The organism is Luteococcus sp. (assembly GCF_043424415.1).
In the GTDB taxonomy this organism is placed as follows: Bacteria; Actinomycetota; Actinomycetes; order Propionibacteriales; family Propionibacteriaceae; genus Luteococcus.
The window spans coordinates 1-23989 of sequence record NZ_JBHWOO010000125.1; the positions used below are offsets into that span (position 1 = coordinate 1).

The following is a 23989-nucleotide window of genomic DNA, read 5'->3' on the forward strand; positions in this document are numbered from 1 at the left end:
GACAAATGCGTGGGTTTCCGAAGAAACCCACGCACTGTGTGCTGGTCGGGGTGACAGGATTTGAACCTGCGACCTCGTCGTCCCGAACGACGCGCGCTACCAAGCTGCGCCACACCCCGGCACTTGTCTGGCCCGAAGGCCGTGGACCACTCTATACCCACTGAGGAGTGAAGGCCAATCCCCGTGCAGCAAGGACCAGTGCCGGTTACGGTGCCCCTCAGCGGGCGACGAGCGTCAGCAGCGTGGCCTCGGGGCGGCAGGCGATCCGGTAGGGCGCGAAGGGCGACGAACCCAGCCCGGCCGAGACGTGCAGCCAGCTGGTGTGGGGTTCCCCGTCGGGTCCGGCGGCGGTGTGCGTGCTGAGTCCCTTGACCCGCTCGGTGTCCAGGTCGCAGTTGGTCACCAGCGCCCCCTTGAAGGGCAGGCAGACCTGTCCGCCATGGGTGTGGCCGGCGAAGACCAGGTCCATGCCGTCGGCGGTCATCGCGTCGAGCAGGCGCAGGTAGGGGGCGTGGGTGACGGCGACGTTCAGGTCCACCCCATCCTCGGCCGGCCCGGCCACCAGCGAGTAGTCGTCCTTGCCCAGGTGTGCGTCGTCGGTGCCGCGGAAGGCGATGCGTCGCCCCGCCACCTCGAGGGTGGCGCGGTGGTGGTTCAGGTCGGCCCAGCCGCGGCTGGTCATCGCGGCCCGCAGGTCCTCGTAGGGCAGCTCGGCGGTGGTGTGCTTCTTCACGTTCGACGGCCCGGCCAGGTACTGCGCCGGGTTCTTGAACTTCGGCATCCGGTAGTCATTGGAGCCGAAGACGAAGACGCCGGGCACGTCGAGTAGACCGCCCCAGGCCTCCAGCAGGGGCGCGATGGCCTCGGGGGAGCAGAAGTTGTCGCCGGTGTTGACCACCAGGTCGGGCTGCAGCTCCTGCAGGGCGCTGATCCAGGCCAGCTTGCCCTTCTGGCGCGGTAGCAGGTGGATGTCGCTGAGGTGCAGCACCCGGATCGGCTCCTGCCCCTCGGGCAGCACCGGAACGTTCACATGGTTGAGCGTGAACTGCTGCGCCTCCCACAGGCCATAGCCCAGGGTGGCGGCGCCGGTCGCGACGGTGGCGGCGGCAAGGCGTGTCGGTGGGCGCATCAGTTGCTCTTCGTGGCGGTGGGTTTGCTGGTGGGCTTCTTGGTCACCTTGATGGTGGTGGTCTTCTTGGCCGTGGGCTTGCTGGTGGCCTTCTTGCTGGTCTTGCTGGTCTTGCTGGCCGTCGGCTTGCTCGTCGCCTTCTTGCTCGTCGCCTTCTTGGTGGGCTCCGAGGTGGCCTTCTTGCTCGGCTTCGGCTTCGGCTGGGGGCGGGGACCGTTGGAGATCACGAAGGTGATCGGACGGTTCACCGACCGGATGCCGCTGCTGGGGTAGGAGTACAGGTAGGTGCCCTCGCGGTAGCCGCTGTACTCGTAGGCGATCTCGGTGGAGAAGCCGGCTGCTTCCACCTTGGCCATCGCGTCCTTCATGCTCAGGCCCTTGGTGTCGGGGATCGTGGCCTTCTTGCCCTCGATCACCTCACCGCTCGGCTTGTGGAACTTCGTGCGGGGCTGGCCCTCGAGGGCTGCCCTCATCGACGCGCGCCAGATCTTGCCTGCGTCACCGGAGCCCGAGCCCGACAGGACGTGGCATCTGCCGCCGTAGTCGGTGCCGTGGACGCAACGGCCGGTGATGGAGCGGCTCTTGCGTCCCTTGTACTGGTCCGACTGCTTGTCGGCGGCGATCATCGAGACACCGGCCATGTCGGGGGTGTAGCCGGCCAGCCACACCGCCTCGGCCGAGTCGGTGGTGCCGGTCTTGGCGGCCTGGTCACGGCCGTCGCCCAGGTTGGCGGGGCGGGCGGTGCCGCTCTCGATGGTCCTCTGCAGGATCTGGCTGACCCGATCCGCGACGCGGGGGTCGATCGTCTGCTTGCAGTTGGCCGAGGGGACGGGGGCCTTCTTGCCGGCCTTGGTGGTCACCGACTTGATGATGATCGGATCACACCGCACGCCACGGTTGGCGAAGGTGGCATAGGCCTGGGCCATCGACATCGGGGTCACCTCGACCGGTCCGAGGGTGAAGGAGACCACCTTGTCGAAGCCCTTCACGCCACCGCTGCCGGGTACCTCGTCCTTGAGCAGGTCCTTGCCATCGGCGCGCTCCACGCCCGCCGCCTGGGCCATCTTGACCACGTCACAGTTGCCGACGGCACGCTGCAGCTGCACGAAGTAGGTGTTGATCGACCGCATCGTGGCCTGGGTCATGTCGAAGTTGCCCGAGCCGGTGGAGTTCTTCGGGCGGTAGGCCGGCGCGGGGAATGGGCCTTCGCAGGAGCGGAAGGTCTGGCCCGTGAAGTCCATCGGCGAGGGGGAGTTGTAACGACGATCGGCCGAGATGCCCTTGTTCAGGGCCGCCGCGACCGTGAAGACCTTGAAGGTCGATCCGGCCTGGTAGCCCTCCGCGCCACCCAGGTTGCGGTTGACCGAGTAGTTGAACCAGGTCTCGCCGTCCTTGTTGCCCAGCTTGGTGCGGTTCTGCGCCATGGCGACGATCAGCCCGGTCTTGGGCTGGATCAGCACCGAGGTGGAGATGAAGGGGTCGGTGGGCGCGACCACGCGGGCCACGGCCTTCTCGGCGGAGCGCTGGGCCTTCGGGTCGATCAGCGTCTGGATCGTCAGGCCGCCGCGCTGCAAGGTGTTGAGCCGCTCGTCGGAATCCTTGCCGAGCGACTTGAACTGGTCGCTGAGCAGCACGCTGCGCACGTACCAGCACAACGTCTGGAAGGGGGAGTCGGTGCAGTCATTCTTCGGCTTCTGCACCTTCGACTTGTCGAAGCCGGTCTTCTTCGCGGCCTCGGCCTCGGCCGGGGTGATCTTCCCCAGCTGCACCATCCGGTTCAGCACCGTGTCACGGCGCTTCAGCGCCAGCGTCTCGTTGTTGATCGGATCGGTGGCGGCCGGATTCTGCACCATGCCGGCCAGCAGGGCCGCCTGGGGCAGGGTGAGCTTGTCGGCGCTGGTACCGAAGTAGAGGCGCGAGGCGGCCTCCACGCCGTAGGCGCCGGCACCGTAGTAGGCGATGTTGAGGTAACGCTCCAGGATCTGGTCCTTGGTGAGCTTCTTCTCCACGGCGACGGCATAGCGCAGCTCGCGCACCTTGCGGGTCAGCGTCTGCTCGGTCGCCTTGGCCGCGGCCTCTTCGTCATTGTTGTACTTGGCGGTCTCCACCTGCACCTGCTTGACGTACTGCTGGGTCAGCGTCGACCCGCCCTGGGTGGAACCCGAGGCAGAGCGCAGGGCGGCGCGGGCGGTGCCGCGGAAGTCGATGGCGCCGTGCTCGTAGAAGCGGTCGTCCTCAATGGCGATCTGGGCCGTCTGCATCATCGGCGCGATCTTGTCCAGCGGCACGTAGACGCGGTTCTCGTTGTAGAACTCGGCCAGCACGCTGCCGTCGCTCATCAGCACCTTGGAGCGCTCGGACTGGGGGCCGATCTCGAGCTCGGCGGGCAATGACTCCAACGAGTTGGCGCTGGCCTTCACCACGGAGCCGCCCAGCCACGCATAGGGCAGGATCAACCCGGCGACCAGCAGGCCACAGATCACACTGAGCGCGGCGAACCATCCAAGGTGGTAGGCATTGCTGCCCGGCTTGCGTGGAGTCATGATTCCTAGACTACGTGAGGTCGTGCCGTCTGCTGATGAGCGCACTGCCTGCTGGCGCAGGAAAACCAAGCTCTGTCATCCGGCTTTGCCCTGCATCCAAGGAAAGCAGCCCATGTCCGAGGGCTGGATGCTGTTGTCAGGCGGCGCGTCAGACGCTAGTTTCGGGGGCACTGCCAGGGGTATTCCCTGATGGTTCTTCCTCGCGTCGAAGGGAGTGAGGTCAATGTCGACCCACGAGGTGGACGACTGGACGCTGCTCGCCCGGTGTCGCGGCATGGAGGATGCCCTCTTCCCTGACAGCAGGGACCAGAAGCGCATCCGCGATATCTGCCATGACTGCCCCGTGCGCGTCGACTGCCTCGCCGAGGCCCTCGACAACAGGATCGAATGGGGTGTGTGGGGCGGCCTCACCGAGCGGGAGCGCCGCGCCCTGCTGCGCCAGCGGCCCGACGTGAAGAACTGGCAGACCGTGCTGGAGAAGAATGAGTCCAGCTCCCGCAAGGAGGCAGAGCGCCGCCGCCGCTAGGTGCACCTGCTCGGCGCCGAGCAGGTCCCGCCGGTGGCCGACACTGTCTGAACCAGTTTCCTCCTGAATGGGCACAGGGCCGCACCGTCGATGACGGTACGGCCCCGGCCACGATGGCCCTTGGTGTGCTCAGGCGGTTTCGCAGACCAGTTCCACCTCGACGCAGGCGTCGATCGGCAGGCTGGCCACGCCGACGGCGCTACGCACGTGGACGCCCTGCTCGCCGAAGACCTCACCGAAGAGCTCCGAGGCGCCATTGGCCACCCCCGGCTGCCCGGTGAAGTCGGGCGCGGAGGCGACGAAGACTGTGATCTTGCAGATGCGGGTGATGGCGTCGACGCCCCCCGCAACCTGGGCCGCGGCCGCGAGCGCATTGAGTGCCGCGATGCGGGCCTGCGCCTTGGCCATCTCGGGCGTCACCTCGGCACCCACCTTGCCGGTGAGCTCGAGCTTGCCGTCGATCAGCGGCAGCTGCCCGGAGGTCCACACCTGGGTGCCGACCTTCGCGGCGGGCGTGTAGGCGGCCAGCGGCGTGGCCACGGGCGGCAGGACGATCCCCAGCTCGTCGAGCTTCTCGCTGGTTCTCATCACTTCTCCTCGGGCAGCGGGCGCTTGAAGTAGCCGACCAGCGTGTCCGGGTTCTGGCCGGGCACGAGCTGGACGAGCTCCCAGCCGTCCGCTCCGAAGTTGTTCAGGATCTGCTGGCTGACATGGCTCAGCACGGGGGCCGTGAAGTATTCCCACTTGGTCATGCGGCAAGCCTAGTCGCCAGCCCGTCCTCGTGCGGGCCCGGCACCTGCCTCCACGTCCCACTTCCCGAGGGGGGCCTCAGTCGGTGCGGGCGCGCAAACGGGCGATGTCGCGCAGCACCACGGTACGACCGCTCATCAGGATCCACTTGCGGGCCGCGAAGTCGGTGAGCACCTTGTTGACCGTCTCGCGGCTGGCACCGACCATCTGCGCCAGTTCTGCCTGGGTCAGGTCGTGGTCCACCTCGATGCCATGCTCGGTGGGCACGCCGAAGCGATCGCCCAGGGTGAGCAGCAGGTTCGCCATCCGGCCCGGCACGTCGCTGAGCACCAGGTCGGAGATCCGGTCATTGGACACCCGTACCCGGTGGGCCATCTGGTGCATCATGGCAGCGGCGACATCGTGGTTGGTCTCGATCAGGTCCAGCACCGGCTGGCGCTCCAGGTGCAGCAGACTGCAGTCGAGCATCGCGGTGGAGGTGGTCGAGCGCTGCCCGCCGTCAAGCACCGAGAGCTCGCCGAAGATCTCCCCGGGGCCGATCAGCGAGAGCAGTGACTCGCGCGGCGCGGGAATCGTGGGCCGGCCGCGACGGTTCACCGCCACATGCGGCTGGGGCTGGCGCGAGGGGCGGGTCAGCTTCACCTTGCCGGTGATCAGCACGTACAGGCCGGTGGCCTCGTCGCCACTGCGGAAGAGCACCTCGCCGCGAGTCAGCGTGATGGGACGCACGGCCCGTTCCAGCGCTTGACGGGACTGCGTCTCCAGACGCTGGAAGAGCGGTAGCCGAGCAAGGATGTCTTCGTGCATGTCGTCCTCTCTCGCCGACGAATCCTGTGCATTCATGCTAGTGACGCCCCCAATGGCATATGGCAGAGGTCAAAGCATCTCAGTTGCTGAAGTCCCAGTCGAATCGGGGGTCATCATGCCGCGCCGGGGCACGCCGGGCTGGGCCACAGGCCGTGCTGGGTAGGCTGGCCGGGTGGGAGCATCCAGGAGGACGACGGCACCGGCCGAGGGCCTTGAGGCGCTGCAGGAGCGGGCCCAGCAGATGAACCGCCTGCTGGCCGAGTGCTACCCACAGGCCCGCTGCGAGCTCGACTTCACCGACCCCTTCCAGCTGCTGGTGGCCACGGTGCTCTCGGCCCAGAGCACCGACAAGCGGGTCAACAGCATCACCCCGGCCCTGTTCGCACGTTTCCCCGATGCCGTCGCGATGGCCGCAGCCGACCGCGAGGAGGTGGAGCAGATCATCCGCCCCACCGGCTTCTTCCGCGCCAAGACCGATTCGCTGCTGGCGCTGTCGGCACGGATCGTCGACCAGTACGACGGCCAGGTGCCCAGTACCCTCGACGAGCTGGTCACCCTTCCCGGGGTCGGCCGCAAGACCGCCAATGTGGTGCTCGGCAATGCCTTTGGTATTCCCGGCATCACGCCCGACACCCATTTCCTGCGGGTCACGCGACGCATGGGCTGGACCACCGCCACCCGCCCCGACCCGGTGGAGCGTGAGGTCGGCGAGCTCTTCGAGCCTGCCGACTGGGTGCAGCTGTGCCACAACGTCATCTGGCACGGGCGTCGCCGCTGCCATGCCCGTCGCCCCGCTTGCGGGGCCTGCCCCGTCGCCACGCTGTGCCCCGCCTTCGGTGAGGGCGAGACCGATCCCGTGATTGCCGCCACGCTCGTGAGGGAGCCCCGAGGATGACCCGTCGACAGCCCGCCCACCGCCCGCTCGCGGTGGCAACCGCCGCCCTGACCCTGCTCGCCGGGGGGTGTACGGCCACGCCGGAGCCCTCTGTGCCGCAGGTCACCGTCGGGGGCACGCCCGACAGCCAGCGCTCCTTGGCGCCCGACGAGGTGCTGGGAGCGCGCCAGCAGGCCGGCATCGAGGCGTGCCCCGCCAGCGACCTGGACGCGAAGGCCGTCGAGGGCGGCCTGCCCGCGCTCACGCTCGACTGCCTCGGTGGTGACACCAGGGTGAACCTGGCCGGGCTGCCCACCGGCAGGCCCCGCGTGGTGAACCTGTGGGCCCAGTGGTGCCAGCCGTGCGAGAAGGAAGCTCCCGCCTTTGGGGAGGTTTCGAGCCAGGCAACGGGCAAGGTCGACTTCCTCGGCATCAACTATGCCGACCCCTTCACGGGCAAGGCGATCGACTTCGCCATCAAGTACCAGACCCTGTACCCACACCTGTCCGATCCTGACCGGGCTGGCCGCGGCCCGCTGCGGGCCCCGGGCCCGCCCGTCACGCTCTTCGTCGACGCCAACGGCAAGGTCGTCCACCGCGACGCGACCGCCTACGAGTCGGCCGACGCGCTGCGCGCGGACATCAAGAAATACCTGGGGGTGCAGGTGTGAGCCAGCCGCTGGGCCCCATCACGCCGGTGCTGGCCGATCCCCGGTCGCTGCCCCCCGAGCTCGTCGGCCTGACCAGCGCGCTCAGCAGCGATCCCGAGGAGATCCAGCGGCGTGTGACCCACCGGCGCCCCACGCGTGAGGGATCGCGGCGAGCCTCGGTGCTGGTGATGATCGGCACCGAGGACTTCGACATCACCTTCACCGAGCGCGCCCACACCATGCGCAAGCATCCGGGCCAGATCTCCTTTCCCGGTGGCTCGCTGGAGCCGGGGGAGGGGGCCGTCGAGGCCGCCCTGCGGGAGGCCTGGGAGGAGATCGGCCTGGCGCCCTCCCGTGCACAGGTGATGGGCCGGCTGCCGGCGGCGCACGTGCGGGCCAGTGCCTTCGACGTCGCCGCGATCGTCGCCGCCTGGGACGGGGAGGCCGACAATGCGGTGGTGCCGGTGGATGCCGCGGAGGTGGCCGCCGTGCACCGCTACCGGATCGAGGACCTGGCCGACCCGGCCAATCGCGTCACCGCCGTCCTGCCCCAGGGCTACTCCGGGCCCGCTTTCACCATGGGGGAGATCTTCATCTGGGGCTTCACCGCCCACCTCACCGACATCCTGCTCGATCTGGGCGGCTGGAGTCGCGAGTGGGACAGCACCCGCGAGGTGCCGGTGCCGCGACGCTTCCTGCGCGACTGACGTGCGCGGGGCATCCGCCGCGCAGACATCGGCCTCCGACCGTGCCGGCTGCACAGGGTCTGGTGCATGGCATGACCGGTCCATGACGTGACGAGGGGCCGCATCCCCGGTGGGATGCGGCCCCTCGTGGAGCTGCTGGACCAGCCCGCGATCAGTTCTTCGCGGCGATGTCGGCGCGAGTGGCGCCGCCGAAGCTGTCGCCAGTGGCATCACTGCCGGGCTTGGGAGAGCCGTCCTTGACCTGGCTCACCTTCGCGGCCGCGGCATTGGCCAGGTGGGTGGCCTTCTCGCGGACGGCCTCGGTGCGGCTGCCGGTGCGGGTGGCGGCATCGTCGTCCTTGGCGGCGCGACGGGCGCTCGACAGGCCCTTGCGGTCGCGGATGTCGGCCTCCACCTGGTTGACGCCATTGGTGAGCGAGCGCTTCACGGTGTCGATGGTGGTCTTCGCCTCGGCGATGGCCTGCTTGGGCGGCTGCACGTCCTTCAGCTTCTTCTTGCCGATCAGGGCGAGGATGCCGGCCAGGATCAGCAGGACGACGGCCACGGTGACGAAGCCCAGCGCGCTGGCGGCCAGGACGCCCCAGCCGAACAGGTGCGAGTACAGCAGGCCGAAGCCCAGGCCACCGGCCAGGAAGAGCAGCGAGGCCGCATTGGCGCCCAGATAGCCGGCGGCACCGAACATGCCGCCTCCAACGCCAGCAGCCTTCGCCGCGGGGGCGATCTCCGCCTTCGCTAGGGCGATGTTGTCGTTCACCGCGGACTTGGTGTCGACGACGAGGTTGTTGACAAAGGTTTTCGGATTCTGCCGTTCGGCCATGCTCAGCTCCTCAAGGTGTGCTGCGTTCTCGTCCAGCCTAGTGCTTCTTCGTCCAGCAGGGACATCGTGTCAGCCCTCAGCGGACTCCGGGGCGTGGAAGCGGTTGCGTCGCGACAGCAGCAGGCCACCCACCACGGCCGAGAACAGGGAGGCGGCCAGCACCGCCGCCTTGGCGCTCTCGGCAGTCGACGGATCGCCCGGGAAGGCCAGGTCGGCGATCAGCAGCGAGACGGTGAAGCCGATACCGGTGAGCACTGCCAGCGAGGCGACATCGCCCCACCGCACCCCCGGGGCGAGTTCCGCGCTGGTGAAGCGGGCGGTGAGCCTCGCCGTGATGTACACGCCCAGGAACTTGCCGCAGAACAGGCCCAGCAGCACGCCCAGGGCTGCCGGCTCGGTGACCAGGGAACGCATCATCTCCTGCGTCACCGGCACACCGGCGGCGAAGAAGGCGAAGATGGGCACCACCAGGCCCGCCGACCACGGCTCCACCGCATGCTTCCAGCGGTCGAGCGTGTCGTGCGTCTCGTGCTCATTGGTGCGGGTCACCAGGCCGAGCGCGACGCCGGCGATGGTGGCGTGCACCCCGGAACTGTGCATCAGCCACCAAGCGGCCAGCCCCAGCACCAGGTAGGGCAGCACCGCGTTGACCTCGCGGCGCTGCAGGAACCAGAAGACGGCCACACAGGCCAGCGCGCCGGCCAGCGGCAGCAGCGAGATGCCGCTGGAGAAGAAGACGGCGATCACCAGGATCGCGCCCAGGTCGTCGACGATGGCCAGGGTCAGCAGGAAGGCGCGAAGACCGCTGGGAAGGTTCTTGCCGACGATGGCCAGTACCGCCAGGGCGAAGGCGATGTCGGTGGCCATCGGGATGGCCCAGCCGCCCAGCTGCCCGCCACCGGACACGGCGATGGCGACGTAGACCAGGGCGGGCACCACCATCCCGCCCAGCGCCGACAGGATCGGCAGCAGGGCGTCGGCGGGGCGGCTCAAGGAGCCCTCGACCAGTTCGCGCTTGAGCTCGAGTCCGGCGACGAAGAAGAAGATGGTCAGCAGGCCGTCGGCGGCCCAGTGGTGCAGGTCGAGCGGGCCCAGCTGCGTGTGCGACAGGTCGGTGTAGAAGTCGGGCGCCACGTTGGCCACCAGCAGGGCCAGCACGGTGGCGACGAGCATCAGGATGCCGCCGGCGGTCTGGCCGCGCAGGATCTCGCGCAGGTGGATGCGGTCGGCCTCGCGGCCGGGGCCGAAGGCGATGCGGGGGCGGCGTTGGCGCGTGGCTCCCGAGCCAGTGGGGCGGTCCTTCCCGGAACCGGGCGGGGTGGGCGTGGTGGCGTCGGTCATGGCATTTCCCTGGGGTCGTCGGACAGGACGCCGACCAGACTTCCCGGCACACCAGTGGTGAATTCTACCGGACGCGGGAGGTTGCCCGCGCCAGCGCGCCCTGCCCGGGTCCCCGTCGGGTCACAGGGGAATGATCAGCCCGGTGTCGTGGATCTCGATGGGGGCGGTCAGTTCCACGTGGTCCACCCAGGCCCGCCAAACCTGCAGCTGGTAGGGCAGCTTCAGGTCGTCGGCTCCGGGGGCAGCAGCATCGTAGAGCGCCGCGGTCTCGCCGAGGACCATCTCGCGCATCTCGTCGTCCAGGGCGGCCACGCCCTTCTGGGAGCGCACCATCTGCAGCAGCCCCGCCCGCGAGACCGGCCGCCAGATGCGGAAGCTGCGGTGCTCCACCTCGGGGAAGTACTTGCTGGTGGCCAGGGCCTGCACCGACTCGTGGCCGTAGCGGCCCTGCATCGCCTCGGGGTCCACCTGGCGCAGCAGCTTGACCAGCCGGCGCACCCACGGCACGGAGTCGTCGCGGGTCAGGTAGGAGGCGCAGGCGACGCCGCCGGGGCGCAGCACCCGCGCGATCTCGCTCAGGGCGCGGGCCGGCTGGAAGCGGTGGAAGACCTGGTGGCAGGTGACCGCGTCGAACTGGCAGGGGTCGAAGGGCAGCGACTCCGCCGCGGCGGCGAGGGCAACCATCCGTCCGTCGGCCTGCAGCCGCCCCACCCGGGCCAGGTCGCGGTCGACGGCGAAGACCTGGTGGCCGTGGCCGGCCAGCAACGAGGGCAGCGCAGCCCCACCGCCGATGTTGAGCACGCGCGCGCCGGGCTCGCCGGCCATCCAGTCGATGGCCTGGCGCGGGAACTGGGTGCGCTGGGGGGAAGGCATGGACTCCACTCTATGGGGTGGGGTGCAGGGTGGGGCCCGGTCCGCACGCTTCCTCGCTGCCCTGCCTGTGAGGCTGTCCACAGCCTCACTCGTCCACAGGGCCGCAGGTCGGCTGACCAGAACGGGGCCGCGGTCTCCACACTCTTGGCATGACGATGCTTGTGAACCGCCGCGCCGCCACCGAGGCCGGGACGCGGCCCGGCCATGCCGCAGGTCCCGGACGCACCGCGCCCCTGCTGGTCTCGCGCGACCCGATGACCATCGAGAGCACCCTGGCGGCCGGCAGCGCCTGCGGTGTGGAACCGTCGGTGCTGCGCGAACCGACCCAGGTGCGCGCCGCCTGGCGCAGTGCCAGCAGTGTCCTGGTGGGGGTGGAGATGGCCACCCTGGTGGAGGGGCTGCAACTGGAACCACGCCCAGGCGTGCACCTGGTGGGGCGCGAGGCCACCGAACTGCTGCACTGGTCGGCGCGGCTGCAGGCCGCGGTGCTGTTGCTGGGCGAGCAGACCGGCCAGCTGGTGCAGGTGCTGCGGCAGGGAGACCAGGCCGACGGCGACGCCCTGGTGGTGCGCCTGGTGGGCGGCTCGGGTGGGCTGGGGGTGAGCACCCTGTGCTGTGCGCTGGCCCAGCAGGCCGCGGAGCGGGGAATGGCCGCGGCCGTCGTGGAACTCGACCCCACCGGCGGCGGGCTCGACCTGGTCTTCGGGGCCGAGACCGCCCCGGGCTGGCGCTGGCACGACCTGCGCCAGGCCGCCGGGCACGTCGACAGCCTGGTGGGACGACTACCGAATGTGTCGGGGGTGGACATCGTCGCCCACACCCGCGGGGAACTGGCCGCACCCACTGGCTCGGGTGGGCCGCCGGGTGGATCGCCCGGCCGGGTGCTCCCGGCGGAGGAGGCAGTGCGCGCGGTCGTGGGTTCGCTGGCTCGCACCCACGACATCGTCGTGCTCGACCAGGGCGCCGGGGACGGGGGATGGAGCCAGCACTGGCCCGGGCAACGGCAGGTGCTGCTGTGCGGGGCCGACGTGCGCGGCGTCGTGGCGGCGCGCTCCCGGGCGGCCAGCCTGGGCCTGCACGACGTGGAGCTGGCGGTGCGCACCGGGGCGGCTCGACGCATTGCCCCCGAGCTGGTCGCCGACACGCTGGGCATTGCCCTGCTGGGCAGCATCGGCGACGACCGGTCGGTGACCCGGGCCGTCGAGCAGGGTGTGCCGGTGGGCCGGGGCCGCCGGGGCTATGCCCGCCAGGTGGCCGGCCTGCTCAACCTGGTGGTGCCGTGATGGCGGCCCTGGAAGCGGAGGAGCTGGAACTGGTCCGGATGCGGCTGGCAGCACTGGAGCGCCCCCACGAACCGGGCGACGTCGCCCAGGCGATGCGCTCCCTCGGGCTGGTCGTCTCCGACCAGCTGGTGCTGCACACCTGCGAGGACCTGCGGCGCACCAGCATCGGCGCCGGGCCGCTGGAGGACCTGCTGCACGAACCGGGCGTCACCGACGTGCTGGTCAACGGCCCCGCCCAGGTCTTCGTCGACCGCGGACACGGGCTGGAGGCGGCGGCGGTGCGCTTCGACTCCGACGAACAGGTGCGGCGGCTGGCGGTGCGCCTGGCCGCCTCGGTGGGGCGGCGCCTGGACGAGGCCAGCCCCTGCGTCGATGCGCGACTGGCCGACGGCACGCGCGTGCATGCCGTCCTCGGCTCGATTGCCGATCCCGGCACCTGCCTGTCCCTGCGGGTGCCGGCGCGACGCAGCCTGCCGCTCGAGAAGTGGGTGGCCAGCGGGTCGATGGGGCCGGAATGTGCCGACTTGCTGCGCGCGGTCATCGCGACCCGCACCGCCTTCCTGGTCAGTGGCGGCACGGGCAGCGGGAAGACCACCCTGCTGGCCAGCCTGCTCTCGCTGGTTCCCGACGACCAGCGCCTGTTGGTGGTGGAGGACTCCCGCGAGCTCTCCCCGCAGCATCCGCACTGCGTGCGACTCGAGGCCCGCCAGCCCAATGCCGAAGGGGTCGGCGAGGTGAGCCTGACCCACCTGGTGCGCCAGGCCCTGCGGATGCGCCCCGACCGGCTGGTGCTGGGCGAGGTGCGCGGCGCGGAACTCTGCGACCTGCTCACCGCACTGAACACCGGCCACGAGGGCGGCTGCGGCACCGTGCACGCCAACTCGGTCATCGACGTCCCCGCGCGCCTGGAAGCCCTGGCCGCCCTGGGCGGGATGGGGCGCGAGGCCTGCCACGCCCAGGTGGCCTCCGCGCTGCGGCTCGTGGTGCACGTGCGGCGAGGGGAGTCGGGCCGGCGCGGGGTCTCCCAGATCGGCATCGTGCAGCGCGGGCCGGACGGGATCGAGGTGGGCGAGGCCGTCGCCTTCACCGCCGACGGGCGGCCCAGGGCCGGTCAGTGCTGGTCTGCACTCGCCCGGATTCTGGGGATCGACGACGCCCCCACCGGTTGGCGGTGGGCACGATGACCGCCCTCGTGGTGCTGCTGGGCATGATCGCCGCCTGGCTGGCCGTCGGCCCCCGGCCCCAGGCCCGCTGGCAGGATCCCGTCGCGCACCCCGCTGGTGTCCAGCGCAGACGGGCCCCCGGGCTGTCGGTGGCTGCGGTCCTCTGCCTGGTCTTGCCCGTCGGGGTCGGCGTGGTGATCGTCGGACTGCGCGGGGCGCTGTGGGGGATCGCGCTGGGAGCAGTGCTGGCGACCGGCACGGTGCTGTGGGCCGGTCACCGTCGCACCCGGCTGCGACGCTCGAATGCCGAGGACGTCGCGGCCGCGACCCGCACCGTTGCCGGGCAGCTGCGCATCGGGGCGGTGCCCTCGCAGGCGCTGGCGCGCGCGGCACGGATGAGCCGCTGCATGGAACGCCCGGCCGCCACCCAGGCGATCGGCGGCGACGTCACCCAGGCCCTGCGCCAGGCCGGGGCCGAACCCGGCCGCGAGGGGCTCGTCAGCCTGGCCCGGGCCTGGGAGCTGAGCGAACGCACCGGGGCGCCCGTCTCGGCACTGGCCTGGCAGGTGAGCGAACAGGTGCGTCATGATCGTGAGACCGAACGGGTGGTCAACGGCGAGCTGGCCGGCCCGCGCGCCACCGCCCGCATCCTCGCCTTCCTCCCCCTGGTGGGGATCGCCATGGGCATGGTCTCCGGTGGAGACCCCGTCGGATTCCTGACCGGAACCATTCCTGGACTGGCCTGCCTGGCGTCCGGGGTGGCGCTGGCCTGTGCCGGAGTGGTGTGGACCGAGCACATGGCCGATGCCGCGAGCAGGGGTTGAGATGGCTACGGCCCTGATCTGTGCCCTCGCAGTCGCGCTGGCCGCCTGGCTGCTGGTGCCCAGCCACGACCGTCGCCTCGAGGCCCTCCAGCCACGTCCGCGCCCTGCAGCGGCGAGGCGCGAGGTCCAGGCCCGTGAACTCCTGACCGGAGCGGCTGCTGGAGCGATCGTCCTGGCGATCCTGCCCGGCGCCACCGGCCTGCTCCTGGCCCCCATCGGTGCCGTCACCGGAGTGTTGGTGGCGATGCGTCTCGAGCCAGCCTCCCGCAGACGCCTGCGGGAGGAGACGGAGCGAGAGCTGCCCGAGACACTGGCCCTGCTGGCAGCAGCACTCGAAGCCGGTTCGCCCTTGCGCCAGGCAGTCGCGGCAGTCGCCTCCTTCTCGCCGCCTGCCACGGCTCGCGTCCTGGGGCAGGTGGATGCGCAGGTCTCCATCGGCCTGGTGGAACAGGAGGCTTGGCAGTCCTTGGCCGATGACCCGGTCTGGGGTCCGGTGGCGCGCGACCTGGCCACGGCCAGCCAGGCCGGCAGCGCCGTGGTCGAGGTGTTGCGCGAGCACGCCACCGAGGCGCGCTCCCGACGCCACGACGCCCGCCTGGTGCGGGCCAGGACCATGGGGGTGCGCTCGGTGCTGCCCCTGATGGCCTGTTTCCTGCCCGCCTTCCTGCTCACCGGCGTCGTGCCGGTCGTCGCAGGACTCGTGGGCGCCATCGGCCTGAAGTGACCTGCGGGTGACACGACAGGGCCCGTTCCCGCCGACATCTGACGGGGCGGGGCCCTGTCGTGCCGCCGAGCCGTTCGGGCGATGTCGAGGTGCACAGGCAGAGGCAGTCCCTCCCATCACGACTGTCCACAGCTCATCGCCGTCGAGGATTCATCCACAGGCGCGGATCGGGCTGATCGAAGAGCGGCTCCCATCCCCACACTCCTGGTGAACCCGGAGAGAACCGGGTCACCCGACGAAAGGACCGGACATGTCCGCCACCATCATCACCACCGAGCCCATCACCACCGAGCCCATCACCACTGACCTGGCCGCCGACGTCGACTTCGCGGCACCGTTGGCGCCCAGCGCGGTGCTCGTGCCGAGCCCCCGGCGCGCTGCCCTGCGCCGCACCTGCCAGCGCGGCATGGTCACCGCCGAGTACGCCGTGGGCATCCTGGCGGCGATCGCGCTGGCCATGGTGCTGGTCAACGTCTTCAAGGACGGCACCTTCAAGGCGGAGATGCTCGTACAGGTGACCAAGCTGATCGGCCAGATCGGCGCCCAGATCAAGTGACGCGACCACGGCGTGGCGGTGGCGGGGTGCCGGCATCGTCCGGCGCCCCGCCACCGCCCACGTCTGCCGCCTCACCACAGTCCACCCCGTGCACCTCACGCGACAGGATCAAAAGATGGATCACGCGAACCCGCAAACGGCCACCAGCCGGTGCTCCCCACACTGCAGGCGCGCACGCGACCAGCGCGGCATGGTCACCGCCGAGCTCGCCGTCGGACTGCTCGCGGTGGGCATGGTGCTCACCCTGTGTTGCTGGGTGCTGACCCTGGTGGTCGTCCAGACCCGCTGCGAGGACACTGCCTCGCAGGTGGCACGCCAGCTCGCCCGCGGAGACACGGCCGCAGCCCGGCAGGCCGAGCACCGGGCGCCGAAGGGCTCCGAGATCACCCGACGATCGGCCTCCGGCACCGTGACCGTCAAGGTCCAGGTGGAGCGCAGCCTGGGCTCCATCGGGCCGGTGCAGCTCAGCGGCGATGCCACCGCCGACCTCGAACCCGGGGTCACGGCATGAGGAGGCAGGTCACCGGACAGGTGACCCGCGGCCACGACGAACGAGGTGCCGGAACGGTGGTCAGTGCCGGCCTGTGTCTGGCCCTGTGTGGCTTGATGCTGCTCGGGGTCTGGGTCGTCGGCTGGATCGGGAGCGTGCACCGGGTGCGGGCCGCCGCCGACCTGTCGGCGCTGGCCGGAGCCCAGGCCGGAGGCGGCGGCAAGGACGCCTGTACTGCCGCCCGCCAAGCTGCCCGGCGCAACCACGCCGAAGTCCGCGATTGCCGTGTGGTTGGACATCCCGACGATTTGCGGGTCACAGTGGAGGTGCGCACCCAGTTGCTGCCACGCCTTCCCGGAGGGGCCCACTGGACGCAGGCCCAGGCCCATGCTGGCCACCTGTCCGAGGAGTGAACGCGCACGGGAAATGCGGGGTCGATGCCCCGGGGTGGTTATCGTGGCGCTGGAGGCAGCGGATCGGCGGGAACCGGGGGGAACTCATGCAATCAGTCGCAGACATCCATGGCCTGTACCACTTGGACCTGGCCCACAGCGCCCTGTCCTTCCAGGTGAAGCATGCCGGACTGATCAAGATCCGCGGCACCTTCGACCAGTTCCAGGGATACGCACTCATCGACGGCGACGACCGCGCCCATTCGGCCCTGATGGTCACCATCAGCACCTCCAGCGTCAACACCGGCGTGCCCGACCGCGACGCCCACCTGCGCACCTCCGACTTCCTCGACGTGCAGTCCTACCCGGCGATCACCTACGTCGCCACCAGCTTCGAGATCCTCGACGACAGCCACGTGCGCATCGAGGGAGACCTCACCGTCAAGGACACCACCCGCACCTTGGAGCTGGTCTTCGAGTGGACTGGAGGCTCCACCGACCCCTTCGGCAATGAGCGGATCGGGTTCCAGGCGTGCAGCCAGATCCGACGCTCCGACTACGGCCTCACCTACAACGCCGCACTGGAGACCGGCGGCTGGCTGATCAGCGACGAGGTATGGATCGAGGTGGAGGCCTCCGCGGTCAAGAAGTCCGACCAGACCTCCGCCCTCGACGAGCAGGAGCGCAGCGCCACGATCGACGAAGGCCAGTTCGTCGTGGTGGCCCACACCGAGCGGCCCCGCCGGGCGCTCCCGGACGGTCAAGGGGCCGAGCAGTCGGGAGACGAGCCGGTCACGGGAGGTCCTCGTCGCTGCGCACCCGTCGAGCAGGAGCCGATCCCGAACCGTCCTCGTCGCTCCGCATCCGTCGACGAGCCCGCCGCGGCAGCACCGCAGGGGCAGCGGCTGGGACGCCTGGGCGCCTTGCTGCGACGTCACAGCCGGTGACCGCCCCACGACCCGTTGCCACGGCACTGCGCGGGAAAGTGTCACAGCGGGCTCCTAGGCTCGCAGCATGATCACCACCATCGCAGTGAAGGGCTTTCGCAGCCTGCGAGATCTGGTCGTTCCCCTTGGACGGGTCACCCTGGTCACCGGTGCCAACGGCGTGGGCAAGTCGAGTCTCTACCGCTCCCTGGAACTGTTGTCCGGCACTGCCAACGGTGCGCTGGTGCCGTCACTGGCCCGGCAGGGTGGGCTGGCCAGTGTCCTGTGGGCAGGGCCGGAGGTGATCAGCAAGGCCATGCGCGACGGCGAGGTTCCCGTGCAGGGCAAGGCCAAGAGGTTGGAGCCGGTCAGCCTGGGGCTCGGCTTCGCCAGCGACGAGCTCGGCTACCTCATCGACATCGGCCTGCCCACCCCCAGGCGGACCATGTTCACCAATGATCCCGAAATCAAGCGCGAAGTGGTCTTCTCCGGGCCCCTCATGCGTCCGGCCAGCACGCTGGCACGGAGAAGGCGCTCCGTCGTCGAGGTGCGCCACCATCGCTGGCAGCAGGTGATGGAGGGGCTGCCCGAGCAGTTCAGCATGCTCAACGAGCTCGCCGATCCCGAGCAGTACCCCGAACTGCTCGCGGTGCGTCGCCAGGTACGCGGCTGGCGCTTCTACGATGCCTTCCGCACCGATCCCGCCGCCCCGGCCCGGCAGTCCCAGGTGAAGACCTGGACCCCCGTGATGGCCGCCGACGGATCCGACCTCGTACCCGCACTGCAGACCATCCTCGAATCCGCCTATGCCGAGAACCTCGGATCTGCCGTCGCCGCTGCCTTCCCCGGCGGCCACGTCTACGTCGAGGAGAACGGCACCCGGCTCGACCTGCGCTTCGAACAGCACGGGCTGTTGCGCCCGCTGACCGCCGAGGACCTCTCCGACGGGACCCTGCGCTTCCTGTTGCTGGCCGCCGCCCTGCTCAGCCCCCGCCCACCGGGCCTGCTGGTGCTCAACGAGCCCGAGACCAGCCTCCACCCGTCGATGCTGCCCGCCCTGTGCCGGATGGTGGTGGAGGCCAGCCGTCGCAGCCAAGTGGTAGTCGTCTCCCACTCCACCGCCCTGGCCGCGGGGCTCCGCGAGGCCCTCGGTGACGAGTTGGAGCACCACGAACTGGTCAAGGACCTCGGCGAGACGCTGGTGGCGGGCCGGGGGGTCTTCGACCGGCCCCTGTGGGACTGGGGGAGCCGCTAGACCGAGTCCCCCAAGCCGACAGGGGCAAGCCGGCAGGGCAGCTCAGGCGCAGAAGTCGTCGATCCCCAGCAGCGAGGCCATCAGGCGACGGGCCGCGTCGCGGTCGAGCACCTGGTTGGCGTTGCCGCACTTGGGGCTGACGATGCAGCGCGGGCAGCCACCCTCGCAGGTGCACTGCTCCAGCCGTTCCAGCGTGGCCAGCGCCCATTCCTCGGCGCGCTCGTAGCCGCGATCGGCGAAACCCGCCCCGCCGGGGTGGCCGTCGTGGACGATGATGGTGCAGCAGTTCGTGTCGGGGTGCAGGATCGTCGAGACGCCGCCGATGTCCCACCGGTCGCAGGGCGCGAACATGGGCAGCAGGCCGATGGCGCAGTGTTCGGCCGCGTGGGCGGCGCCGGCCAGTTGCACGGCGTCGAGCCCCATCCGCTGCACCAGCTCGCTGGGCAGCGTCCACCACATCGCCCGGGTGCGCAGCACGTGCTCGTCCATCTCCAGCGGCGTCTGGTCCCACACCTCGCCGGTCTGCTCGTCTCGGCGCAGGTAGCCGATGACCTGTTCGGTGATCTCCACCTCGCCGCGGTGCACCATGCCGTGGCCGAAGGTGCGCGAGTCCGTGGTGGCGAGGATCCTCACCTCGGACAGGCTCTTGGGCTGGGTGAAGTAACCGGGGCTCTCGGCGTGCACCAGCGCCTGCAACTGGTCGGGCTGGTACTCGTCGACCACCCACTGTTCGCCCAGATGCAGGTAGACCGCGCCGGGGTGCACGGTGCGGTCGGCGGCACCGCGCTCCACCTGGCCGACGACGCGTCCGGTGTCGGCCTCGACGATGTCGAGCGGCCGCCCGCCCAGCGAGCGCAGGTCGATTGAGTCGACCGCGCGTTCGGGACGGGTCCAGAACCAGCCGGTGGGGCGGCGGCGCAGCAGCTGCTGCCGGACCAGCTGGTCGGCCAGCGCCGCCAGTCGCGGTCCGAACCAGCGCTCGTCGGTCTCGGTGAGCGCCATCTCCTGCGCCGCGGCGCACAGGTGTGGGCCGAGCACATAGGGGTTGTCGGGGTGCAGCACGGTGGTCTCCACCGGCGCCTCGAAGATCAGCTCGGGATGCTCGAACAGGTAGGTGTCCAGCGGGTCCTGGCGGGCCATCAGCACCACCAGGGCGTCGCGCTCGCCGCGGCCCGCCCGTCCGGCCTGCTGCCACAGCGCGGCCAAGGTGCCGGGGAAGCCGCAGATCACCACGGCATCCATCCCGGCCACGTCGATGCCCAGCTCCAGCGCATTGGTGGCTGCCACACCCCGCAGCCGTCCCGAGGACAGGGCCCCTTCGATGCCGCGGCGGTCGGTGGCCAGATAACCGGATCGGTAGGAGGCGATCCGTCCCCCGGAGTCGACCCGGTCCTGGGCGCGCAGGGCGATCAGCTCGGCCATGGTGCGGCTGGCGACGAAGGTGATCACCTGCCGGCCCTCGTCCACCAGCCGCGCCATCACCTGGGCGGCATCGTGCGGGGCGGTGTCGGCGGGCCGCCACAGCACCACGTCGCGGGCGGCGTGCGGGGAACCGTCCTCGGAGACAACCTCGACGTGGTTCTCGCCGATCAGCCGTCCGCCCGCCTCGCCTGCATTGGTGGCGGTGGCCGAGGCGAGCACGAAGACCGGGTCTGCGCCGTAGCTTCGGCACAGCCTCCGTAGGCGACGGATCACGGCGGCCACGTGGGCGCCGAAGACACCCCGGTAGCGGTGCGCCTCGTCGATCACCACATAGCGAAGGCTGCCCAGGAAGGCGGCCCAGCGGGAGTGGTTGGGCAGCACCGAGCGGTGCAGCATGTCGGGATTGGTGAGCACGAAGCTGGCAAAGTCGCGGGCGAAGCGGCGCTCCTGGGTGTCGGAATCACCATCCAGGCAGGTGACCTTCCACCCGCCGGGGCCGAGCTCGGTGGCGCTGCGCAGCTGGTCGTGGGCAAGGGCCTTGGTGGGGGCCAGGTAGAGGGCGGTGTGCTTGCGCCGCACCAGCCGGGCGCGCACCGACTCCACCGGCCGGCCCAACACCCCGTCCTCGACGGCGGTGGCGGCCATCACCGGCAGCAGGTAGGCCAGCGTCTTGCCCGAGGCCGTCGAGGTGCAGATCGCGGCGTGGCGGCCGGCGAAGACGTGCTCGGCGAGCTCGGCCTGGTGGCTCCACGGGCGGGCCACCCCGCGGGCCTCGATCGAGGCACGCACCGGTTCGGGCAGCCAGGCGGGCCACTCGGTGGTGCGCCCGGCACTGGCGGGCCGGTGGTGCACGTGCACCACCTCGTCACCCGTCATCCACGCTGGAAGAGCCATGGGGCTCAGGATGCCACGCAGCACTGACACGGCGACGGCCCGCGCCGCCCGTGGGTGGGGCGCGGGCCGGTGTCGGTGCCGGCGGTGGGCTCAGCGACGAGCAGCAGCGTAGGGCGCCGTCGAACCAGGAGGCGCGGTCGTCGGGCAGCACGCCGGCACGGTTGCGGGCCACGCCGATGCCGTTGGTGAGCGCGTTGGTGTCCCTCTGGTCGTTCATGCGGTTGCCACTGGTCTCGCCCAGGCGCCAGAAGTGGGTGGGTTGGCTGCTCAGCACGGCCTTGGTCCAGGTCTCGGAGGGTGTGGTCGGGGCGGCGGTGATGGTGGGCTTCAGTTCGGTACCGCCCTCGAGCGGGCCCTGCTGGCCAGGGGCGATGCGGGACGGGCGAAGCGCGCCAGGCCCTGCTGGGCGGTGCCGGTGGCCTGATAGGTGAAGGCCTGGGCGTACTTGAACGTGGTGCTGTTGACCTGCGGGAAGGAGTTGATGTTGTCGCAGTGGTGGTGATGGCTGGCGACGTAGACCAGGCCGTGGCCCGCGGCGGCGGAGTAGGAGTCGCCGTGGCAGTCGGCCATCCAGGCCAGGGCGCCGGTGCCGGGTTCGATCAGGGCGGCCCCTTCGAACTGGCCCGACAGGTAGCTGTAGCCGGTGGCGATGATGTTTCGGCCGTCGGTGCCAAGGCTGTAGATGCCGGCATTGATGCCGGAATTGTGCACGACCTGGTTGAAGTCCCAGCGCTGGACGTTGCCGTCGGTTGCCGAGAGGGCGGCGCTGCCGCGCCGGGTGGTGCCGTTGACGAGGTTGAAGTTGCCGCCGATGTGGACGGCGTCGTCGGTGACGGCGATGGCGTCCACGGTGGCGTTGATGGTGGGGCGAAGCCGGGCACGACGGCTCCGGTGGCGATGTCGATCGCGGCGAGGCGGTAGCGGGTCTGGCCGGTGATGCTGGTGAAGGAGCCGCCGACGTAGAGCCGACTGCCGTCGGACGACAGGGCCAGCGCCTTGACGGTGGCGTTGGTGTCGAACCTCAGCTCGCTGCGCAACTCGCCGGTGACCAGGTCATAGGCCAGCAGGTTGGCGCGCGGGGTCAGCTGGGTACCGGGCGCGGCGCCGGCGGGGCGGGCATTGGCGAAGTCGCCACCGACGAAGACGGTCGTGCCGGCGATCGCCTGGGTGTAGGCCACACCGTCGATCTGGGTGGTGGGCAGGGCATCGGCGGTGAGGCCGTCGGTCTCGGCACGGTCCACGACGCGGTAGTCGGCAGGGTTGGCCTGCGCCGGCGCGGCCAGAGGCCCCATGGCAGCGGCCAGGGCCAGAACGGTGGTGGACACGCAGGTGCGCAGGCGTGCTGACATGGTTCTCCCCGAGCTCGTGCCCAGGGGGACGTGCGAGGTGCCCCTGCACCTCGCTCGGGATCGAAGATAGCCCAGTCAGGTGTCCCGCAGTTTTCGTGGAGGAGACGGGGTGGTGGGTTGTCGCGGCGGGGCGGGGGGACGGATCCTGTTTTTCCGCAGGGGTCGCGCCGTCTGGCCCGCCACCTGGGGATGGCCTGAGCGGACTCTTGGCCCGTGCCGGGGACGGGCCGCCGGGTGGCATGACCGTCCCCGGTCCTCGCCTGGACCTTTCAGGCCAGCCGCAGGATCCGCGACTCCCACGGCTCCAGCCGTGCCGGATCCTGGCCCTCATGGGTGCCGAGCAGCAGCTCCGCCCCCTGGCTCGACGGCAGGCCCTCCGCAGGAATCTCCACCCCTTGTGAGGAGCAGTTGGCCAGCACCAGCAGGCGCTCGCCGCCGTCCAGGGTGCGGGTGAAGGCCCACAGCTGCGGATGGTCGGCCAGCAGCAGCTCGAAGCGGCCCTCTCGCACCACCTCCACCTCATGGCGCAGCGCGATCAGGCGCCGGTAGTGGTTGAAGACCGAGCCGGGGTCGTCGTACTGGGCCTGGGCGTTGATCTCGGTGTGGTTCGGGTTGACCGCGAGCCACGGCCTCGCGGTGGTGAAGCTGGCCTGGTCCTCGTCGCTCCACTGCACCGGCGTGCGCGCATTGTCGCGGCTCTTGGCACGCAGCGAATGGAGCACCTCGTCCTCGGACTGTCCGGAAGAGGTCGCGAGGCGGTGGTGGTTGAGGCTCTCCACGTCCTGGAAGTCGGCGATGGAGGTGAAGGGGAAGTTCGTCATGCCCAGTTCCTCACCCTGGTAGACGTACGGCGTCCCCTTGTGCAGGTGCAGCACGGTCGCCAGGGTCTTGGCCGAGGCCACCCGGTGCTCGGGGGAGTCGTCCCCGAAGCGGGAGACATGGCGCGGCTGGTCGTGGTTGCCGAAGTAGAGCGAGTTCCAGCCCACCTCGGCCAGGCCCTCCTGCCAGGTGGCCAGGTTCTTCTTGAGCGTGGGCAGTTCCAGCTCGGCCAGGTTCCACTTGGCGCCGTCGGAGTCGAGGTCCATGTGCTCGAAGGTGAAGACCATCGACAGTTCGTCGCGGGCAGGGTCGGTGACGCGGCGCGCCACCTCCAGCGTGGCGCCGGGCATCTCGCCGACCGTGAGCAGGTGCTGCTCGGTGAGGCCGACGGCCTGGTTCATCTCGTGCAGGAACTCGTCCAGCCGCGGGCCGTTGGCGATCTGCTCGAAGCCGGCCGCTCCGGGTGTGACCGGCCCGCCGCGGGTGAGGCCGTCGGGCTTGGAGATGAGGTTGATGACGTCCATCCGGAAGCCGTCGACGCCGCGCTCGATCCACCAGCGCATCATCTGGTGCACGGCCTGGCGCACCTGGGGGTTCTCCCAGTTGAGGTCGGGCTGGCCGTGGCTGAACATGCTCAGGTAGTACTCGCCGCTGGTCTGGTCGAAGAACCAGGCCGACGGCGCGAAGGCGGCAGCACTGTCGTCGGGTTCCGCGCCGGGCTCGCCAGGGGTCATGCCCTCGCGGGCGGGACGCCACCAGTACCAGTCGCGCTTGGGCGAGTCGGGGTCGCGGGACTCGACGAACCAGGGGTGCTCGTGCGAGGTGTGGTTGACCACCAGGTCCATCACGAGCTTCATGCCCCGCGAGTGCAGGCC

25 protein-coding genes and 1 tRNA gene are annotated in these 23989 nt (G+C 70.4%); 13 read left to right on the forward strand and 13 right to left on the reverse strand.

Annotated elements, in window-relative coordinates; genetic code table 11:
* Positions 1-42: 42 nt before the first annotated feature.
* The 3 genes from ACHFFZ_RS07545 to ACHFFZ_RS07555 form a co-directional block, all read right to left on the reverse strand.
* Positions 43-119: transfer RNA gene (locus ACHFFZ_RS07545), tRNA-Pro, on the reverse strand.
* 98 nt (positions 120-217) lie between these two features.
* A complete protein-coding gene (locus tag ACHFFZ_RS07550) occupies positions 218-1129 on the reverse strand; it encodes a metallophosphoesterase (protein ID WP_394276036.1) in 912 nt (303 codons plus the stop codon).
* The gene (locus tag ACHFFZ_RS07555; RefSeq protein ID WP_394276037.1) at positions 1129-3672 is read right to left on the reverse strand and encodes a transglycosylase domain-containing protein; all 2544 of its coding nucleotides are present in this window, start codon (positions 3670-3672) and stop codon (positions 1129-1131) included. Before ACHFFZ_RS07555 ends, ACHFFZ_RS07550 begins: the two co-directional genes overlap by 1 nt.
* A gap of 223 nt (positions 3673-3895) precedes the next feature.
* Between ACHFFZ_RS07555 and ACHFFZ_RS07560 the strand changes: the two genes are divergently transcribed.
* Entirely contained in the window at positions 3896-4198 is a 303-nt protein-coding gene (locus ACHFFZ_RS07560) for a WhiB family transcriptional regulator (protein ID WP_394276038.1), read from the forward strand.
* 129 nt (positions 4199-4327) lie between these two features.
* Here the strand turns inward: ACHFFZ_RS07560 and ACHFFZ_RS07565 are convergent, their stop codons facing one another.
* The 3 genes from ACHFFZ_RS07565 to ACHFFZ_RS07575 all read right to left on the reverse strand — a co-directional run bounded on the left by ACHFFZ_RS07565 (position 4328) and on the right by ACHFFZ_RS07575 (position 5755).
* Positions 4328-4786 carry a RidA family protein gene (locus ACHFFZ_RS07565; protein ID WP_394276039.1) on the reverse strand — a complete coding sequence of 153 codons (459 nt, stop codon included), beginning with the start codon at positions 4784-4786 and terminating at the stop codon, positions 4328-4330.
* A complete protein-coding gene (locus ACHFFZ_RS07570; RefSeq protein ID WP_394276040.1) occupies positions 4786-4950 on the reverse strand; it encodes a DUF4177 domain-containing protein in 165 nt (54 codons plus the stop codon). Before ACHFFZ_RS07570 ends, ACHFFZ_RS07565 begins: the two co-directional genes overlap by 1 nt.
* A gap of 76 nt (positions 4951-5026) precedes the next feature.
* Positions 5027-5755, reverse strand: a complete 729-nt coding sequence (locus tag ACHFFZ_RS07575) for a Crp/Fnr family transcriptional regulator (protein WP_394276041.1) — start codon at positions 5753-5755, stop codon at positions 5027-5029.
* Positions 5756-5927: 172 nt separating this feature from the next.
* Here ACHFFZ_RS07575 and nth point away from each other — a divergent pair, with 172 nt between their 5' ends.
* The 3 genes from nth to ACHFFZ_RS07590 are packed head-to-tail and all read left to right on the forward strand — an operon-like array spanning position 5928 to position 7986.
* On the forward strand, positions 5928-6650 hold the full coding sequence (nth, locus tag ACHFFZ_RS07580; RefSeq protein ID WP_394276042.1) for an endonuclease III: 723 nt from the start codon (positions 5928-5930) through the stop codon (positions 6648-6650).
* On the forward strand, positions 6647-7300 hold the full coding sequence (locus ACHFFZ_RS07585) for a TlpA family protein disulfide reductase (RefSeq protein WP_394276043.1): 654 nt from the start codon (positions 6647-6649) through the stop codon (positions 7298-7300). The genes nth and ACHFFZ_RS07585 overlap by 4 nt, the downstream gene beginning before the upstream one ends.
* Positions 7297-7986 (forward strand): NUDIX hydrolase, encoded by a 690-nt coding sequence (locus tag ACHFFZ_RS07590; RefSeq protein WP_394276044.1) that lies wholly within the window; start codon positions 7297-7299, stop codon positions 7984-7986. Before ACHFFZ_RS07585 ends, ACHFFZ_RS07590 begins: the two co-directional genes overlap by 4 nt.
* A gap of 151 nt (positions 7987-8137) precedes the next feature.
* Here ACHFFZ_RS07590 and ACHFFZ_RS07595 read toward each other — a convergent pair whose 3' ends face one another.
* From ACHFFZ_RS07595 to ACHFFZ_RS07605, 3 genes are all read right to left on the reverse strand, one after another.
* Positions 8138-8803: a phage holin family protein gene (locus ACHFFZ_RS07595; RefSeq protein WP_394276045.1), complete on the reverse strand. Its 666-nt coding sequence runs from the start codon at positions 8801-8803 to the stop codon at positions 8138-8140.
* A 69-nt stretch (positions 8804-8872) separates the two neighbouring features.
* Positions 8873-10144: a Na+/H+ antiporter NhaA gene (gene nhaA, locus ACHFFZ_RS07600; RefSeq protein WP_394276046.1), complete on the reverse strand. Its 1272-nt coding sequence runs from the start codon at positions 10142-10144 to the stop codon at positions 8873-8875.
* A 120-nt stretch (positions 10145-10264) separates the two neighbouring features.
* Positions 10265-11017, reverse strand: a complete 753-nt coding sequence (locus ACHFFZ_RS07605) for a class I SAM-dependent methyltransferase (RefSeq protein ID WP_394276047.1) — start codon at positions 11015-11017, stop codon at positions 10265-10267.
* A 149-nt stretch (positions 11018-11166) separates the two neighbouring features.
* Here ACHFFZ_RS07605 and ssd point away from each other — a divergent pair, with 149 nt between their 5' ends.
* The 9 genes from ssd (at position 11167) to ACHFFZ_RS07650 (ending at position 18630) form a co-directional block, all read left to right on the forward strand.
* Complete coding sequence (ssd, locus tag ACHFFZ_RS07610; RefSeq protein WP_394276048.1) at positions 11167-12300, forward strand: septum site-determining protein Ssd; 1134 nt, start codon at positions 11167-11169, stop codon at positions 12298-12300.
* Complete coding sequence (locus ACHFFZ_RS07615) at positions 12300-13484, forward strand: TadA family conjugal transfer-associated ATPase (RefSeq protein WP_394276049.1); 1185 nt, start codon at positions 12300-12302, stop codon at positions 13482-13484. The genes ssd and ACHFFZ_RS07615 overlap by 1 nt, the downstream gene beginning before the upstream one ends.
* Positions 13481-14287 (forward strand): type II secretion system F family protein, encoded by an 807-nt coding sequence (locus ACHFFZ_RS07620; RefSeq protein WP_394276050.1) that lies wholly within the window; start codon positions 13481-13483, stop codon positions 14285-14287. The genes ACHFFZ_RS07615 and ACHFFZ_RS07620 overlap by 4 nt, the downstream gene beginning before the upstream one ends.
* Before the next feature lies 1 nt (position 14288).
* The gene (locus ACHFFZ_RS07625) at positions 14289-15011 is read left to right on the forward strand and encodes a type II secretion system F family protein (protein WP_394276051.1); all 723 of its coding nucleotides are present in this window, start codon (positions 14289-14291) and stop codon (positions 15009-15011) included.
* A gap of 250 nt (positions 15012-15261) precedes the next feature.
* Positions 15262-15567 (forward strand): DUF4244 domain-containing protein, encoded by a 306-nt coding sequence (locus ACHFFZ_RS07630; protein ID WP_394276052.1) that lies wholly within the window; start codon positions 15262-15264, stop codon positions 15565-15567.
* 190 nt (positions 15568-15757) lie between these two features.
* Entirely contained in the window at positions 15758-16078 is a 321-nt protein-coding gene (locus ACHFFZ_RS07635) for a TadE family type IV pilus minor pilin (protein WP_394276053.1), read from the forward strand.
* Positions 16075-16470, forward strand: coding sequence for an Rv3654c family TadE-like protein (locus ACHFFZ_RS07640; RefSeq protein ID WP_394276054.1), 396 nt, complete (start codon positions 16075-16077; stop codon positions 16468-16470). The genes ACHFFZ_RS07635 and ACHFFZ_RS07640 overlap by 4 nt, the downstream gene beginning before the upstream one ends.
* Before the next feature lie 86 nt (positions 16471-16556).
* Positions 16557-17396 carry a YceI family protein gene (locus tag ACHFFZ_RS07645; RefSeq protein WP_394276055.1) on the forward strand — a complete coding sequence of 280 codons (840 nt, stop codon included), beginning with the start codon at positions 16557-16559 and terminating at the stop codon, positions 17394-17396.
* Positions 17397-17463: 67 nt separating this feature from the next.
* The gene (locus ACHFFZ_RS07650; RefSeq protein WP_394276056.1) at positions 17464-18630 is read left to right on the forward strand and encodes an AAA family ATPase; all 1167 of its coding nucleotides are present in this window, start codon (positions 17464-17466) and stop codon (positions 18628-18630) included.
* Positions 18631-18672: 42 nt separating this feature from the next.
* On the opposite strand, the gene ACHFFZ_RS07655 is transcribed toward ACHFFZ_RS07650, so the two are convergent.
* From ACHFFZ_RS07655 to ACHFFZ_RS07670, 4 genes are all read right to left on the reverse strand, one after another.
* The gene (locus tag ACHFFZ_RS07655; protein WP_394276057.1) at positions 18673-20946 is read right to left on the reverse strand and encodes a DEAD/DEAH box helicase; all 2274 of its coding nucleotides are present in this window, start codon (positions 20944-20946) and stop codon (positions 18673-18675) included.
* Positions 20918-21220 (reverse strand): hypothetical protein, encoded by a 303-nt coding sequence (locus tag ACHFFZ_RS07660; RefSeq protein WP_394276058.1) that lies wholly within the window; start codon positions 21218-21220, stop codon positions 20918-20920. The genes ACHFFZ_RS07655 and ACHFFZ_RS07660 overlap by 29 nt, the downstream gene beginning before the upstream one ends.
* A gap of 53 nt (positions 21221-21273) precedes the next feature.
* Positions 21274-21795, reverse strand: coding sequence for a hypothetical protein (locus ACHFFZ_RS07665; RefSeq protein ID WP_394276059.1), 522 nt, complete (start codon positions 21793-21795; stop codon positions 21274-21276).
* A gap of 769 nt (positions 21796-22564) precedes the next feature.
* On the reverse strand, positions 22565-23989 hold a 1425-nt coding region (locus tag ACHFFZ_RS07670; RefSeq protein ID WP_394276060.1), incomplete at its 5' end, for an alpha-glucosidase.

What these genes read in the sequence shown, in the direction of transcription:
- ACHFFZ_RS07550 (WP_394276036.1), bottom strand. Translation starts at nt 1,129, where the DNA reads ATGCGCCCACCGACACGCCTTGCCGCCGCCACCGTCGCGACCGGCGCC.
- ACHFFZ_RS07605 (WP_394276047.1), bottom strand. Translation starts at nt 11,017, where the DNA reads ATGCCTTCCCCCCAGCGCACCCAGTTCCCGCGCCAGGCCATCGACTGG.
- ACHFFZ_RS07560 (WP_394276038.1), top strand. Translation starts at nt 3,896, where the DNA reads ATGTCGACCCACGAGGTGGACGACTGGACGCTGCTCGCCCGGTGTCGC.
- ACHFFZ_RS07615 (WP_394276049.1), top strand. Translation starts at nt 12,300, where the DNA reads ATGGCGGCCCTGGAAGCGGAGGAGCTGGAACTGGTCCGGATGCGGCTG.
- ssd (WP_394276048.1), top strand. Translation starts at nt 11,167, where the DNA reads ATGACGATGCTTGTGAACCGCCGCGCCGCCACCGAGGCCGGGACGCGG.
- ACHFFZ_RS07655 (WP_394276057.1), bottom strand. Translation starts at nt 20,946, where the DNA reads ATGGCTCTTCCAGCGTGGATGACGGGTGACGAGGTGGTGCACGTGCAC.
- ACHFFZ_RS07625 (WP_394276051.1), top strand. Translation starts at nt 14,289, where the DNA reads ATGGCTACGGCCCTGATCTGTGCCCTCGCAGTCGCGCTGGCCGCCTGG.
- ACHFFZ_RS07620 (WP_394276050.1), top strand. Translation starts at nt 13,481, where the DNA reads ATGACCGCCCTCGTGGTGCTGCTGGGCATGATCGCCGCCTGGCTGGCC.
- nhaA (WP_394276046.1), bottom strand. Translation starts at nt 10,144, where the DNA reads ATGACCGACGCCACCACGCCCACCCCGCCCGGTTCCGGGAAGGACCGC.
- ACHFFZ_RS07555 (WP_394276037.1), bottom strand. Translation starts at nt 3,672, where the DNA reads ATGACTCCACGCAAGCCGGGCAGCAATGCCTACCACCTTGGATGGTTC.
- ACHFFZ_RS07565 (WP_394276039.1), bottom strand. Translation starts at nt 4,786, where the DNA reads ATGAGAACCAGCGAGAAGCTCGACGAGCTGGGGATCGTCCTGCCGCCC.
- ACHFFZ_RS07630 (WP_394276052.1), top strand. Translation starts at nt 15,262, where the DNA reads ATGTCCGCCACCATCATCACCACCGAGCCCATCACCACCGAGCCCATC.
- ACHFFZ_RS07640 (WP_394276054.1), top strand. Translation starts at nt 16,075, where the DNA reads ATGAGGAGGCAGGTCACCGGACAGGTGACCCGCGGCCACGACGAACGA.
- ACHFFZ_RS07650 (WP_394276056.1), top strand. Translation starts at nt 17,464, where the DNA reads ATGATCACCACCATCGCAGTGAAGGGCTTTCGCAGCCTGCGAGATCTG.
- ACHFFZ_RS07635 (WP_394276053.1), top strand. Translation starts at nt 15,758, where the DNA reads ATGGTCACCGCCGAGCTCGCCGTCGGACTGCTCGCGGTGGGCATGGTG.
- ACHFFZ_RS07575 (WP_394276041.1), bottom strand. Translation starts at nt 5,755, where the DNA reads ATGCACGAAGACATCCTTGCTCGGCTACCGCTCTTCCAGCGTCTGGAG.
- ACHFFZ_RS07645 (WP_394276055.1), top strand. Translation starts at nt 16,557, where the DNA reads ATGCAATCAGTCGCAGACATCCATGGCCTGTACCACTTGGACCTGGCC.
- ACHFFZ_RS07570 (WP_394276040.1), bottom strand. Translation starts at nt 4,950, where the DNA reads ATGACCAAGTGGGAATACTTCACGGCCCCCGTGCTGAGCCATGTCAGC.
- ACHFFZ_RS07595 (WP_394276045.1), bottom strand. Translation starts at nt 8,803, where the DNA reads ATGGCCGAACGGCAGAATCCGAAAACCTTTGTCAACAACCTCGTCGTC.
- ACHFFZ_RS07585 (WP_394276043.1), top strand. Translation starts at nt 6,647, where the DNA reads ATGACCCGTCGACAGCCCGCCCACCGCCCGCTCGCGGTGGCAACCGCC.